13 protein-coding genes are annotated in these 14158 nt (G+C 60.7%); 4 read left to right on the forward strand and 9 right to left on the reverse strand.

The window, feature by feature from the left end:
- Nucleotides 1-18: 18 nt before the first annotated feature.
- Both CYD26_RS11215 and CYD26_RS11220 read right to left on the reverse strand, forming a co-directional pair.
- Complete coding sequence (locus CYD26_RS11215) at nt 19-1452, reverse strand: MDR family MFS transporter (protein WP_102052668.1); 1434 nt, start codon at nt 1450-1452, stop codon at nt 19-21.
- Between the two features lie 129 nt (nt 1453-1581).
- Nucleotides 1582-2487: a LysR family transcriptional regulator gene (locus CYD26_RS11220; RefSeq protein WP_102052626.1), complete on the reverse strand. Its 906-nt coding sequence runs from the start codon at nt 2485-2487 to the stop codon at nt 1582-1584.
- A 115-nt stretch (nt 2488-2602) separates the two neighbouring features.
- On the opposite strand from CYD26_RS11220, the gene CYD26_RS11225 reads away from it, so the two are divergent.
- Nucleotides 2603-3232, forward strand: coding sequence for an NAD(P)-dependent oxidoreductase (locus CYD26_RS11225; RefSeq protein ID WP_065758691.1), 630 nt, complete (start codon nt 2603-2605; stop codon nt 3230-3232).
- On the opposite strand, the gene CYD26_RS11230 is transcribed toward CYD26_RS11225, so the two are convergent.
- The gene (locus CYD26_RS11230) at nt 3227-4156 is read right to left on the reverse strand and encodes an AraC family transcriptional regulator (RefSeq protein WP_102052627.1); all 930 of its coding nucleotides are present in this window, start codon (nt 4154-4156) and stop codon (nt 3227-3229) included. The two genes, CYD26_RS11225 and CYD26_RS11230, sit on opposite strands and share 6 nt — an antisense overlap.
- A 307-nt stretch (nt 4157-4463) precedes the next feature.
- Between CYD26_RS11230 and CYD26_RS11235 the strand changes: the two genes are divergently transcribed.
- Nucleotides 4464-4772: an antibiotic biosynthesis monooxygenase family protein gene (locus CYD26_RS11235; RefSeq protein WP_102052628.1), complete on the forward strand. Its 309-nt coding sequence runs from the start codon at nt 4464-4466 to the stop codon at nt 4770-4772.
- A gap of 39 nt (nt 4773-4811) precedes the next feature.
- Complete coding sequence (locus CYD26_RS11240) at nt 4812-5042, forward strand: hypothetical protein (RefSeq protein ID WP_099775667.1); 231 nt, start codon at nt 4812-4814, stop codon at nt 5040-5042.
- Nucleotide 5043: 1 nt separating this feature from the next.
- Here the strand turns inward: CYD26_RS11240 and CYD26_RS11245 are convergent, their stop codons facing one another.
- Nucleotides 5044-5649: a flavin reductase family protein gene (locus tag CYD26_RS11245; RefSeq protein ID WP_099775666.1), complete on the reverse strand. Its 606-nt coding sequence runs from the start codon at nt 5647-5649 to the stop codon at nt 5044-5046.
- A gap of 109 nt (nt 5650-5758) precedes the next feature.
- Nucleotides 5759-6085, reverse strand: a complete 327-nt coding sequence (locus CYD26_RS11250; RefSeq protein ID WP_102052629.1) for a hypothetical protein — start codon at nt 6083-6085, stop codon at nt 5759-5761.
- Nucleotides 6086-6303: 218 nt separating this feature from the next.
- Here CYD26_RS11250 and CYD26_RS11255 point away from each other — a divergent pair, with 218 nt between their 5' ends.
- Nucleotides 6304-7059 (forward strand): hypothetical protein, encoded by a 756-nt coding sequence (locus tag CYD26_RS11255; RefSeq protein WP_102052630.1) that lies wholly within the window; start codon nt 6304-6306, stop codon nt 7057-7059.
- A gap of 111 nt (nt 7060-7170) precedes the next feature.
- On the opposite strand, the gene CYD26_RS11260 is transcribed toward CYD26_RS11255, so the two are convergent.
- The 4 genes from CYD26_RS11260 to bglX form a co-directional block, all read right to left on the reverse strand.
- A complete protein-coding gene (locus CYD26_RS11260; RefSeq protein WP_065758685.1) occupies nt 7171-8490 on the reverse strand; it encodes an MFS transporter in 1320 nt (439 codons plus the stop codon).
- Between the two features lie 170 nt (nt 8491-8660).
- On the reverse strand, nt 8661-9995 hold the full coding sequence (locus CYD26_RS11265) for a sigma-54 dependent transcriptional regulator (RefSeq protein ID WP_102052631.1): 1335 nt from the start codon (nt 9993-9995) through the stop codon (nt 8661-8663).
- Nucleotides 9989-11746 carry an ATP-binding protein gene (locus tag CYD26_RS11270; protein ID WP_099775662.1) on the reverse strand — a complete coding sequence of 586 codons (1758 nt, stop codon included), beginning with the start codon at nt 11744-11746 and terminating at the stop codon, nt 9989-9991. The genes CYD26_RS11265 and CYD26_RS11270 overlap by 7 nt, the downstream gene beginning before the upstream one ends.
- A 66-nt stretch (nt 11747-11812) precedes the next feature.
- Entirely contained in the window at nt 11813-14107 is a 2295-nt protein-coding gene (gene bglX / locus CYD26_RS11275) for a beta-glucosidase BglX (protein WP_102052632.1), read from the reverse strand.
- Nucleotides 14108-14158: the final 51 nt, after the last annotated feature.

The following is a 14158-nucleotide window of genomic DNA, read 5'->3' on the forward strand; positions in this document are numbered from 1 at the left end:
AGTTGTTGATTGGGCAGCCTAAGTGCGCCCACGCAGTTGTTGATTGGGCAGCCTGAGGGCGGCACCCAGGCCGAGCAGCGAGATCAAGGCGCTGCCCAGCAGGACGTCGCGGAAGGTCAGGCTCAATGCACTGCGCAGGGCCTGCAATGCTGGGCCATCCACGGTGCTCAGGCTGTCGAGCAGGATGTTGCTGGTAAGGCCGTGTTCACTCATGCCAGGCTGAATCGGGCCTGTATGCCCCAGCATTGCCAGCAGTAGCGCTGACATGCTGGCCACACCAATTGCGCCGCCGAGTGCGCGGAACAGGTTGGTGGTGCTGGTGGCGACGCCAATATCACGTGGTTCAACAGAACTCTGCGCGGCGACCAGCGAGGTTGGAAACTGAAGGCCTGAGGCAATGCCGGTCAGCAGCATGAAGGTCGCACTGGTCAGCCATGCGTCTGGCGGGGTCAACGCCATACCGATGATTGCCAGCGGCATGCACAGCGCACCGGTCAGGATCTGCGGCTTGAAGCGACCGCTGCGGGCCGTCAGCCGCCCGCCCGTGTAGGCCCCGATGGGCAGGCCGATGGCCAGCGGCATCAGGTAAAGCGCTGCGCTATCGGCACCCGCACCCGTGATGCTTTGAAAGCGCAGGGGCATCAGCATAGACAGCGAAATGGCCTGGAAACTGGTCATGAAAATAGTGCACCAGCACAGTACTGCTGTGCGATTGCTGAACAGCTTCAATGGCAACAAGGGCTCGGGTGTTCGCCGCTGGTGGGCCACGAACAGCACCAGCCCGACCACGGCAGTACTCAGCAAACCGAGCATTTCCTGGCTGTTCCAGGCGTAGCCTTGGCCGATCAGGGTAATGGCCATCAGCAGGGTGCCGAGCCCGGCCACCAGCAGCACGCTACCCAGGTAATCGATCACCGCCGCCCGCTGAGGGATGACCAGCACGCGCAAGGTGCGTCGAGCGATCCACCAGGCGAGCAGCCCCAGAGGCAGGTTCAACCAGAACACCCAATGCCAGGACAGGTATTCGGTGAGGTAACCACCAAACACGGGCCCAGTGACGCTGGCCAAGGCATACATACTGCTGAAGTAGCCCTGATAGCGACCACGGTCGCGCGGTGCAATGATGTCGCCAATGATTGCCTGACTGACCGAGATCATCCCGCCAGCACCGATACCCTGCAGCACCCTGGCGACTACCAGTTGCTCCATACTTTGCGACAGGGCACAGAATACCGAGGCCAGGGTAAACAGGCCGATTCCGAACAGAATCATCCGCCGCCGCCCATACAGATCGCCCAGTTTGCCGTAGATCGGCACGGCCACCGTCATCGCCACCATGTAACCGGATATCACCCAGGCCAACAGGCTGACATTGTTGAACTGGGTCGAGATGGCTGGCATCGACACGGCGACGATGGTCTGGTCCAGTGCGCCGAGGAAAATCGCCAGCATCAGGGCGATCAGCACGCTACGCAGGACGGTTGGGGGCAAAGGAGCGTTCACGGACAAACCTTGGAGAGAAGTGAGTGGCCAGTTTACCTGCGTGCGTCGACTTTTCTAATCCGCCAGAGGTGTAACGTGCTAAAGGCCGATGTCCCATGCCGGTTCGGCGCTGAAGCGCTCCGCAAGAAAGTCGAGCATGCTGCGCAAGGTCGCGGGCATATGCTTGCGTGATGTGTACACCGCATTCAGGTTCAACTCGCGTGGCTTGGCATCCGGCAGCAACCGGATCAGCGCTTTGCTGCGCAGCGACTCGGCCACCAGGTAGGTTGGCAGCATTGCAATACCGGCCCCGGCCAAAGTAGCCCGTTGCAGCGTCAGGGCCTCATTGGCGCTGATAGAGCCTTGCACCGGAACCGAGACGGCCTCGCCGTGAACCTCGAAATGCCAGAGGCTGTGGCCGAAGTAGGAGTGGGTCAGGCAGTTATGCCGGGCCAGGTCCTCGACCCGTTGTGGTGCCGGGTGCTCGCGCAGGTACGCGGGTGATGCGCAGATCACTGAACGACAGACCGTCAGGCGCCGTGCAATCAGGTTGGGATCAAGGTCGTTGCTGGTCCGGATGGCCAGATCAATGCGTTCGTCCACCAGGTTGACGGTGCGGTCGAGCATCTGCAGGTCGACCTTCACGTCTGGATAGCGCTTCACATAGTCGGCGACAGCTTCGACCAACTGCGCATGAGCGAACGAGGTGCTGACACTGATGCGCAGTTCGCCGTGTGGCGCATCATCCGGCCGCCTGACCGCCGCTTGCAGGTCGCCGGCCATTTCCAGCATTTGTCGGCAGCGCGGCAGCGTTTCGTTGCCGGCTGCGGTCAGGCTCAGTTTGCGCGTAGTGCGTTGCATCAGCCGGGCACCGACCCAGTCCTCGAGCTCTGCCAGGTAGCGCGAAACGACCGGGCGTGAAAGCTCCAGGTGGTCGGCGGCAGCCGATTGGCTGCCGAGGTCAACCACGGTCACAAACACCCGCATTGCAGTCAGACGGTCCATGATTTGCCCGATTTCAGAAACAAACTATGTCCAAGGATCGCATTTTTTGCGATGGATCATGCAACTAAGCTGTTCCTCATTGATGACTTCAGCGCAACTCAGATCGGAGGTTTCCATGAGCAAGATCGCAATTATCGGTGCTACTGGCCGTGCTGGTAGCCAGTTGTTGGAAGAAGCCTTGCGCCGTGGTCACAGTGTCACAGCCATTGCCCGCAATACGGCCTCCCTGGCCGGACGTTCGGGCGTGACCACACGCCAGCTGGATGTCACTGATGCTGCCGCGCTAGAGCAGGCCCTGGTCGGCCATGACGTGGTGCTCAGTGCGGCGCATTTCTCCGGGATCAAACCGCAGGCGATCATCGAGCCGGTGAAGCGGGCCGGGGTCAAGCGTCTGCTGGTCGTCGGAGGCGCCGGTAGCCTGCTGCTGCCATCCGGGCACAAAGTGATCGACAGCCCGGACTTCCCGGAAGCCTATAAGGCTGAGGCTACGGCAGGCGGTCATTACCTGGACACCTTGCGCCAGGAGCACGAACTGGACTGGACTTTCCTTTCACCCTCGGCCGAGTTTGTTGAAGGCGCGCGCACTGGGGTGTACACCCTGGGCAAGGATCACTTGCTGATTGGTGCTGACGGCAGAAGCTGGATCACCTTCGCCGACTACGCCATTGCCATGCTCGACGAGGTAGAGAAACCAGCCCATTCTCGTCAGCGTTTCACCGTGGGCGCCGGCAAGGGCGACCTATAAGGCGCTGCGTAGCCGGGCCAGGTCTCGTAGCGGCGGTGCCCCGTACAGGCGGCTGTACTCGCGGCTGAACTGTGACGGGCTTTCATAGCCGACGCGATAGGCCGCCACCGAAGCCTCCAGCCCATCGTTGAGCATCAACCGCCTGGCCTCCTGCAGACGCAGTTGTTTTTGGTACTGCAGGGGGCTCATCGAGGTCACGGCCTTGAAGCGGTGGTGCAGTGTCGACGTGCTGAGGTTCACCTCCCGGGCCAGTTCGTCAATGCGCAACGGGTGGTGGAAATGCTCGTTCAGCCATTGAACGGCCTGACAGACACGGTGTGTCTGGCTGTTGGCCATGGCGATCTCGTAAAGCCGGTAACCCTGCTGCCCGCGCAGTAGCCGGTACAGAATCTCGCGGCGTACCAGCGGTGCCAGTACGGCAATGTCTCTGGGGGTGTCGAGCAGGCGGACCAGGCGCAGCAAGGCATCGAGTAGCTCGCTGTCGATGCGTTCTATAAACAGACCGCGCCCTGAGCGTGGAGATGGCACGCTCATCGGGCCGGCTTCGGCAATCAGGCTATGGATTTCAGCCGGGTCGATATCCAGGCGCACGCCAAGTGTAGGCTTCTCAGGGCTCGCATCCAGCAGTACACCACTGATCGGCAGGGCTACCGACACGACCATGTAGTGCAGTGGATCGTAGGTGTAGCACTCATCGCCCAATCGGACTTCCTTGCTGCCATGGGCCATGATGCACAGTGCCGGTTGCGCCAGTGTAGGCATCGAGCGCACACGCTCTTCATAGCGCACCAGGTACAGGTCGTCGATGGCCGATGCAACGCCAATCTGGCTGGCCGTGTGTCGCTTGATCAGGTCGGCCAGTTCCAGTCGTTGCTGCTCGAAAGCAGGTTCCAGTTGTGGCGCGGCGGGGGCTTCGGATGACATGCGACAGCTTCCTGAGGTGACCGGACAAAGCATAGGTTTGTGCAAGTGGTGACGCTAGTCGGATGCTGCCGGGTTCTTGCCTGATCCTGCGTGAGCTGTCTCTCTAGGGGCATGATTGTGCCGGATGCTTGCCTGAAACCCATCGGCATGGGCGAGGCCTCGCGTCAGGTTGGGCTTTCGCTGGCGATGAGCCTGTGCAGAATCAGGCAAGTCATCGGCAGGAATTGCCTATCGCCACGCGTGTTCGCGGTTCTACGCTGTGCAACCTGGCAATTTCCCCCTCTGGCCGCTTTCAGGAGAACCGCCCATGACTTCACCGCAACCGGTCAGCCATCTTGCGTTCGTTCGTGCCAGTTCCGGGCGCTCGGCAGAGCTGGGCGAACGCCTGCAGCAGTTGCTTGAGCCTTCGCGACAGGCGCCCGGTTGCCTGAGCTTCAGCCTGCAACGCTCTACCAGCGATACGCGGCTTTGGCTGCTCAGTGGCTCCTGGTGCAATTCGGCTGCGATGGCGGACTATTTCGCCTCGCCAACCTTGATGCTGTTCGGCGACTTGCTTCAGGCGCAGTTACTCGACAGCCTCGACGTACAGACATTCGGCGAGGCGCACACAGGTTAGAATGCTGGCTTTCCAGTCACCGAGGCAGGTTTCAACTCCATGGCACGCAGAGAGTTTGCACAGTACGAGGCCGTTTCGGCCGTGGTTCCGGGAGAGGGCGGTTACAGTGCCGCCATCGCGGTAAAAGGTCTGGGCGCCGGTGGTGCACCACGCTTCCACAAAGTGCTGCCGGGCCAGACCTTCAAGACCGCTCACGAAGCTGACGTCGCCGCGTGTGGTGAACTAGAGCGCTTGGTCGGGGTCAGCGAGGACGCCGAACTGCGCTGGTAACTCACACCTGCGGACGGGTCATCTTGAACAGGTTGCCCAGTTCAAAGTAGTCCGCCGGGCCGCCACCACGAAGGATCGGCTCGGCGGCCGCCGTGTCGTAGATACCCTCTTTGAGCAGATGCTCGGCGATATGCACGGCCACCACTTCACCCAGAATCAGCCAGCTCGGTACCAGTGCCTGGTCGGCACGTTGCAGCTGGACGATCTGCGTCACCTTGCATTCGAACGACACCGGGCTTTCCTGCACGCGCGGTACGGCGATCACCTTCGAGGCGGCGGGTGTCAGCCCGCTCAAGGCGAACTCATCGACGTGCGACGCGACTGCTGCGCAGCTCTGGTTCATGGCTTCGGCCAAGGGGCGGGTAGCCAGGTTCCAGGCGAACTCGCCGGTCTGCTCGATGTTGTTCAGGCTGTCTTTGCGTCCGACGCTGCAGAAGCCGATGATCGGTGGGATGTAATTGAACGCGTTGAAAAAGCTGTAAGGCGCGAGGTTCAGGCGACCTTCTGCGTCCTGGCTAGAGATCCAGCCAATCGGTCGTGGGCCGACGATAGCGTTGAAGGGATCGTGGGGCAGGCCATGGCCTTTTGCGGGTTCGTAGTAGTACATCGAGGGTCTGCTAGCAATTTTACGGCCTGCTAGTGTGCCAAGGTCCATCGTCGTTGAAAACGACCAAGCCCGGCCGAAGCCGGGCGTTGAGCATGTCGTTGCCGTTGTATTAGCTGAAGCGGTGGGCCTGGGTGCGGTCGAAACCATCTGCGGCAAACCTGGCAGCGCCGGTACGGTCGAAACCGTCTTCGGCAAACTTGGCAGCGCCGGTGCGGTCGAAACCATCTTCGGCAAACTTGGCAGCGCCAGTGCGGTCAAAGCCGTCTTCAGCAAATTTGCCAGCCCCCGTCCGATCAAAACCGTCTTCGACATAGCCGGCTGATTGGCTGTGCTCGCTGGTAAAGCTGTGAGCATGGGTGCGTTCAAAGCCATCTTCAGCGAATGCGTTTGCAGCCAGAACCGAGAAGACGAGGGTCAGGATCAGTTTGCTTTTCATGGTGGTTGCTCCGGGGTAGTGAGGGGTTGTGTGTTGCTATGGGTTCAATGTTACGCTCGTTAAATTGTTTAAAAAGCGCAAAAAATAACGCGTATAAATCAGTTAATTCGATACATATGGCGAAACAAAAAAACCAACGAATTTTTCATCTCTGCTCGACTGGTTTTTCATCCGTCTTTACGCAGCCTTGCCGCACTTTTTCCTGGAGCGGTGAACGCGTGAATAAACTTCCTCAGATAACCCTGGCGTTCTGGGTCATGAAGATCTGTGCAACCACCTTGGGCGAAACCGCCGGTGACTTGCTTTCGATGACCCTGAACGTTGGCTATGCCCTCAGTTCGGTCATTCTGATCGGCATTTTCCTGGCGACCCTGGTTACCCAGCTGTTTTCCCGTACCTACAGCCCGGTGCTGTACTGGTTGGTGATTCTGTCGACCAGTACCGCCGGTACGACGATGTCCGACTTCATGGACCGCACTCTGGGCTTGGGCTATGCCAGTGGTTCGATGATCCTGATCGGCATTCTGGCGGCGATTTTTGTCGCCTGGCGCTTCAGCGGTGACTCGCTCGATGTGAGCCATGTTCAAACGCGGCGCGGCGAGCTGTTCTACTGGGCCGCGATTCTGTTCTCCAACACCTTGGGTACCGCGTTGGGCGACTACCTGGCCGACGACTCCGGCCTGGGCTTTGCCGGTGGTGCGTTGCTGATCGGTTCGGCCATTGGCGTGGTGGTGTTGGCGAGGTACTGGACGCGGTTGTCGGGTGTGTTGCTGTTCTGGGTAGCGTTTGTGCTGACTCGGCCATTCGGCGCCACCTTGGGCGACTTCCTGACCAAGCCGCACGAAAAGGGCGGGCTGGATTTTGGCACCGTCGGTTCATCGCTGGTGCTGGGCGGTGTGCTGTTGGTGCTGATTGTCGCAGCCTCGTACTACCAAGGACGTGAGCAACGCCAAGTCTCCGCCGAACTTTCGTGAGGCACTGAACACAAAAAAGGGGGCCAGTAACGGCCCCTTTTTTGTGTTCTGGCGCTGATCCCTGCGCCGACGCCATCGCAGGCAAGCCTGCATCCCACAAAGACCGCTGTATCAGTCGGTGACGATTCGTGAATGCTGGCGGGTGTCCTTCATGAATACATACACCAGCAGCGAACAGGCGATGCAGGCGGTGACGTACCAGTAGAAGCCGGCTTCCATGCCATTGCTCTTGAACCACAGTGCTACGTATTCGGCGGTACCGCCGAAAATCGATACCGTCAGTGCATAGGGCAGGCCAACGCCCAGGGCGCGGATCTCGGTAGGGAACAGCTCGGCTTTGACCACGGCGTTGATCGAGGTGTAGCCACTGACGATGATCAGTGCAGCCATGATCAGGAAGAACGCGCCCCACCAGGTCTGGATGGTGTGCAGGGTGCTGAGGATCGGTACGGTGAACAGTGTTCCCAATACACCGAAGGCAATCAGGATCGGACGACGGCCAATCTTGTCGGACAGGCCGCCGATCACTGGCTGCAGGCACATGAACAGGAACATTGTGGCCGCTGAAATGGTGGTCGAGTCGCTGATGGTCATGCCCACCGTGTTTACCAGGTACTTCTGCATGTAGGTGGTGTAGGTGTAGAAGGCCAGGGTACCGCCCATGGTCAGGCCAACTACCGTCATCAGCTCCTTGGGATGACGTATCAGTGTGCGCATCAGGCTTTCCTTGGACTTCTCCTTCTTGGTGAACGAGCTGGTTTCTTCCATGCCACGACGCAGGTACAGCGCAACCACTGCACACAGCGCGCCGATCACGAACGGTACGCGCCAGCCCCAGGCGTAGAGCTCTTCGGTAGTCAGTGTCTGTTGCAGGACGATCAACACAGCCAGGGCGATCAGCTGGCCGGAGATCAGCGTCACGTACTGGAAACTGGAGAAGAAACCACGGCGCTCCTTGCTGGCCATCTCGCTGAGGTAGGTAGCCGAAGTACCGTATTCCCCGCCCACGGACAGGCCTTGCATCAAGCGGGCGATCACCAGCAAAACGGGGGCCGCAACGCCGATGGTTTCATAACCGGGAGTCAGGGCGATGAGCAGCGAGCCGGCACACATCAACAGCACCGAGGCCATCAGCGCAGCCTTGCGTCCCTTGCGGTCGGCGTACAGGCCCATCAGCCAGCCGCCGATAGGGCGCATCAGGAAGCCCACGGCGAAGATCGCGGCGGTGTTGAGCAGTTGTGCGGTGGAGTCACCAGCAGGGAAGAAGGCCTTGGCGAAATACAGCGAGAATGCGGCGTAGACGTACCAGTCGTACCATTCGACCATGTTGCCGATGGAGCCACTGAAGATCGACTTGAGCCGGCTGGCAGTGTTTTTTTCTGCGGCAGGCGCTATGGCCGCCCCGACAGACAGGGTGCTTGAATTATCCATGATGGATCCTTCTCGTTGTTTTTGTGGAGCGCGCCGAAACGCAGCTTGCCTGTGCCATAGCAGGAGCTGTGCCAGATGCCAGAGGCCCGTTCTAGAAGGGTTTAGCCTCTTTGGTAAGCGGAAATTCGCTTATCGCTCAGGGGGAGGTCGGCAAGAATCCGCTTACTGGCTCAGGGCCGGTCGAGAAAGTCTTCACGCTGCAGGCCGTGGCGCTGCATCTTTTCGTTGAGGGTGCGCCGGGGCAGTTGCAGCTCCTCGAGCACTGCCTTGATATCGCCCTTGTTGCGGGTAAGTGCCGCACGCAGGCATTGGGCCTCAAAGGCCTCTGTCTGGGCGGTCAGCGACTGCCCGCTTTCTACCGCCAGCGTTTGAGGGGGTGTCAGGCCCAGAACCTGGCGCTCAGCAGCGTTAGCCAGTTCGCGTACGTTGCCTGGCCAATCGTGGCTGAGCAGGTTGCCCAGTTGTGCGCCGCTTAAAACGGGTGGGATGCGGGCCAGTCGTTCGGCAGCGGTACGGGCGAAATGCTGGAACAGCAACGGGATGTCTTCGCGGCGCTCGCGTAACGGCGCCAAGTGCAGTTCGGCGACGTTCAAACGGTAGGCAAGGTCTTCACGAAAGCGCCCGGCGCGGGCCTCTTCAAGCAGATCGGGTTTGGTCGCGGCAATGATCCGCAGGTCGATGGCGATGCTCTGGTTGGCCCCCAGGCGTTCGAGCTTCTGTTCCTGCAAGACGCGCAGCAGCTTGGCCTGTTGAGCCAAGGGCATGCTCTCGATTTCGTCGAGGAACACCGTGCCGCCGTTGGCGTATTCCAGCTTGCCAATACGTTTGCCCTGAGCACCGGTGAAGGCACCGCTTTCGTGGCCGAACAGCTCAGCTTCAAACAACTGCTCGGGGATCGCCGCGCAGTTAAGCGCGACAAAAGGTTTGTTCGCACGCGGGCCGAAATCGTGCAGGCAACGGGCAACCTGCTCCTTGCCGCTACCGGTTTCGCCACGTATCAGGACATTGACCGGTAGCGCGGCGAGCTCCAGTACCTGACGGCGTAACTGCTGCATGCCTTGGGACATGCCAAGCAACGTGGACTCAAGCCGCGCCTTGAGGTCGGCCTGTTCATGTAGCGAGCGGTTTTCCAGCACCAATTGGCGTTTTTCCAGGGCGCGGCGCAGGCTGCTGAGCAGGTCTTCGGGGCTGAACGGCTTTTCCAGAAAGTCGTAGGCCCCCTTGCGCATGGCCTGTACGGCCATCGGCACATCGCCATGGCCGGTCAGCAGGATCACCGGCAGGTCGGCATCGCGTGCTTGCAGCTGTTCCAGCAGTTGCAGGCCATCCATGCCGGGCATGCGCACATCGCTCACCACCACACCGGGGAAGTGCTCGGGCAATTGTGCCAGGCACGCCTCGGCACGGTTGTGCAACTGAACGCTGAAGCCCGACAGGGTCAGCCACTGCTCCACCGCAGTAAGGATGCTGGCTTCGTCATCAACGACGATCACCGAATTCAACATGCTGGCTCCGTATCGCTGGGCAAGGTCAGGGTGAAGCGGGCGCCACCCGGCAGGTTCTCAACCTGCAGGCGACCACCGATTTCATGGACGATACCGTAGGAGATAGCAAGACCCAGGCCAAGCCCTTCACCCACAGGTTTGGTGGTGAAGAACGGGTCGAAAACGTTGGCCAAGTGTTCGTCGGCAATACCGCCACCGCTGTCCAGTACGCTCAGTTTCCAATCGTGCTGGTCGACCTCAATGCGCACTTCCAGGCGTTTGTAGGGCTTGTCGAGCATGGCGTCGAGGGCATTGCGCAGCAGGTTGATCAGCACCTGTTCAAGGCGGATCGCATCGCCACGCACCCAGGCTGGTCGGGCCAGGTACAGCGCCGTACTGACGCCCTCGGCGCGGATACGCGGATCGAGCAACTGCATGGCCTGATCCACCACTGTGGCCAGGTCCAGGCGTTCGCGCAGGCCGCTGGGGCTGTTGCGGGCGAACGTTTTCAAGTGCCCGGTCAGGGCCGCCATGCGGGTCAGCATCTGTTCCAGTGGCTCCAGTGCCTTACGCGCCTCGTCGAGGCGTTCATTGTCGAGGAGCAGGCGCAAGGTGGCCAGTTGCATGCGCTGGGTGGTCAGCGGCTGGTTGATCTCGTGGGCCAGGGCGGCCGACATCTGCCCCAGGGCGGCCAGTTTGGCGGACTGCACCAAGCCTTCCTGAGCGGTACGCAGGTCGCGGGTGCGGGCTTCGACCAAACGCTCCAGCTCCTGGCGGCTACGTTGGCGCAGGCGTGCCATGCGCAGGCGCTGGCTGATGAACAGCAGCGCAAAGAACAGGCTTAGCCATAACGCGGCAGCCGCCAGGGCTGCGTTGCGCCCGTCTTCAGTCACCTGGGGCGAACGCAACAGGTGCAGTGTCCAGCCTTCAGTGCCCAGCGGCAGGCTTTCCCACAGGTAGTCCCTGGTGCCTGCTGGCCCCTGGACACTGACCAGTTGGCTGTTGTCATCAAAGCGGTTCAGTGGATGATGTTTCAGGGGTACCAGCGGCTGCTTGTCGTATTGCCGGGTTTGCTCCAGCTCCTTGCGGTCTTCGGCGCCAAGCGGTTGCAGTTCGCGGTAGCGCCAGCCGTCCTGGTTAGCGATGAAAATAATGCCGCGGGCATCACTGACCAGCAGGATATCGTTGCCCTGGCGCCACTCCCGCTCCAGCTCCGGAAACTCCAGTTTGACCACCATTGCACCGAGAAAGCGCCCGTTACTGTCCTTGACCGCACTGGAGAGGAAGTAGCCAGGGATGCCGCTGGTGACCCCTACGGCATAGAAACGCCCACTGCCCTGGTTCATGGTCTGTTTGAAGTAGGGGCGGAACGCATAGTTCTGCCCAACGTAAGTGCTGGGCAAACGCCAGTTGCTGGCGGCGACGGCCAGGCCCGTGTGGTCCAGCAGTTCCAGGGTCGAGGAATTGGCCGCGCCGTTGATACGCTCCAGCTTGTGGTTGAGCGCCTCCTGAACCTGGGCTGTGACCGGGCCACTGAGGGCTGCGATCAGTTCCGGGTCGAGGGCCAGCACCGCGGGCAAGGCGCGGTAGCGTTCGATCAGGGTGTGTAGCGAGTTGGCGTACAGGCCCAGTTGCTGGCTCGCCCTGGAGGCATCCTCCAGCAAGGCCTGGCGCTGGGCATGCTGCCAGGCCCACGCCGTGCTCAAGAGCATGCCTGTGAGCATCAGGAACAGCATCAGGCCCAAGCGCATGGCGCGAAAGGAAATAGGCATGGCAAACAGAATCCCGGCAACGGGGAAGGCATTCCGGCACTTCCCCTTGGACATCGCGGCGACCGCTTACAGCAGCTCGAAACTCTGCTGTTTCACGGCCTCTGAGTCCAGCCCGACCTGCACGTTGAACTCGCCAGGTTCTGCAGCGTACTTCAATTGAGCGTTGTAGAACTTCAGGTCGTCTTCGCTGAGGGTGAAATGAACGATGCGTTCTTCGCCCGCCTTGAGGCTGATTTTCTGGAAGTTCTTCAGCTCCTTGATGGGCCGGCTAATCGACGCTGCGACGTCGCGAACGTACAACTGAACCACAGTTTCACCGTCACGCTTGCTGGTGTTTTTCACGCGGATGCTGGCATCGAGGGTTTGCCCAGGCTTCAGGGTCTTGCTGGACAGCGTCAGCTCCGACAGGCTGAACTCGCTGTAGCTCAGGCCATAGCCGAACGGGTAGAGCGGGCCGTTGGGTTCCTCGAAGTACTGCGAGGTGTAGTTGCCCGGCTTGCCCGGTGTATATGGGCGACCAATGCTCAGGTGGTTGTAGTACATCGGCACCTGCCCCACCGAACGCGGGAAGGTCATAGGCAGTTTGCCGGACGGGTTGTAGTCGCCGAACAGTACGTCCGCGATGGCGTTGCCGCCTTCGGTGCCGCTGAACCAGGTTTCGAGCATGGCATCGGCTTGTTCGCGTTCCCAGGTCAGCGACAATGGTCGGCCGTTCATCAGCACCAGCACCAGCGGTTTGCCGGTGGCTTTCAAGGCCGTGATCAGGGCGCGTTGGCTGGCGGGGACTTCCAGCGTGGTGCGGCTGGACGACTCATGGGACATGCCCCGCGACTCGCCTACCACGGCAACCACGACATCTGCTTGCTGCGCGGCCTTGACCGCTTCATCGATCATCACTGCCGCAGGGCGTGGGTCGTCGACGATTTCCGGCGCAGCGAAGTTGAGGAAGTTCAGGTAATCGAGGATCGCCTTGTCGTGGGTAATGTTTGCACCCTTGGCGTAGATCACGCGGGCGCGTTCGCCCAGCGCACGGCGCATACCGTCATGCACGGTCACGGAGTGACGCGGGCGGCCTGCCGCGGCCCAACTGCCCATCATGTCGATAGGGGCATCGGCCAGTGGCCCGACCAGGGCAATGGTGCCCTGTTTCTTCAGGGGCAGGGTCTGGTTGCGGTTTTCCAGCAAGACCATGCTGCGGCGCGCTACATCACGGGCGGCATCGCGGTGCAGGCGTCCTTCGGCGTAGGTGTCGGCCGGGTCTTCGCTGGCGATACCGATGCGTCGGTACGGGTTGTCGAACAGGCCCATGTCGTACTTGGCACCCAGCACTTCACGCACGGCATTGTCGATATCCGCCTGATTGATCTCGCCGGACTTGAGCAGGCCCGGCAGTTCCTGGCCGTAAAGTGAGTCGTTCATGCTCAGGTCGATGCCGGCCTTGATCGACAGCTTCGCCGCTTCGCGACCATCACGGGCGATGCCGTGCTTGATCAGTTCAAAGATCGCACCGTGGTCGCTGACCGTGACGCCCTTGAAACCCCACTCCTTGCGCAGCAGGTCATTCATCAACCAGGTGTTGGCCGTGGCCGGTACACCGTTGATCGAGTTGAGCGCCACCATCACCCCGCCTGCACCCGCATCGACAGCGGCGCGGTAAGGCGGGAGGTAGTCGTTGTACATCTTGATCGGGCTCATATCGACGGTGTTGTAGTCGCGCCCGCCTTCCACTGCACCATACAAGGCGAAGTGCTTCACGCTCGCCATCAGGCTGGTCGCCGATGCCGGGTTGTTGTCCTGAAAGCCCTCGACCATCACTTTGGAGATCCGCGAAACCAGGTAGGTGTCTTCACCGAAGCCTTCACTGCTGCGGCCCCAGCGCGGGTCACGGGCGATATCGACCATGGGCGCGAAGGTCATGTCGATACCGTCGGCACTGGCCTCTATTGCCGAGGTACGGGCGACCGTGTGGATGGCGTTCATGTCCCAACTGGAGGCCAGCGCCAGGCTGATCGGGAAAATGGTGCGGTGGCCGTGGATCACGTCATAGGCGAAGAACATCGGGATCTTCAGCCGGCTGTTCTTCACCGCCGCATCCTGCAGAGGGCGGTTCTCGCTACGGGTGATGGAGTTGAACGTACCGCCGATGTTGCCCGCGGCGATTTCCTTGAGGATCTGCGGCTGGGGCATTTCCGGGCCGATGCTGATCAGGCGCAACTGGCCGATTTTTTCCTCGAGCGTCATTTGCTGCATCAGGTCGGCAATAAACGCCTGCTTGTTCTTCTGCGGCTCGGTAGTGGTATCGGCAAAGGCGGTATGGCTGGCCAGGCTGACAAGCAGGCCCAGCAAACAGAGTTTGTTCATGACTATTCGTTCTCAAGGCTCAGAGCAGTATTCATCAGGGAGACTGCACAG

Source organism: Pseudomonas sp. FFUP_PS_473 (assembly GCF_002858665.1).
Classification (GTDB): domain Bacteria; phylum Pseudomonadota; class Gammaproteobacteria; order Pseudomonadales; family Pseudomonadaceae; genus Aquipseudomonas; species Aquipseudomonas defluvii.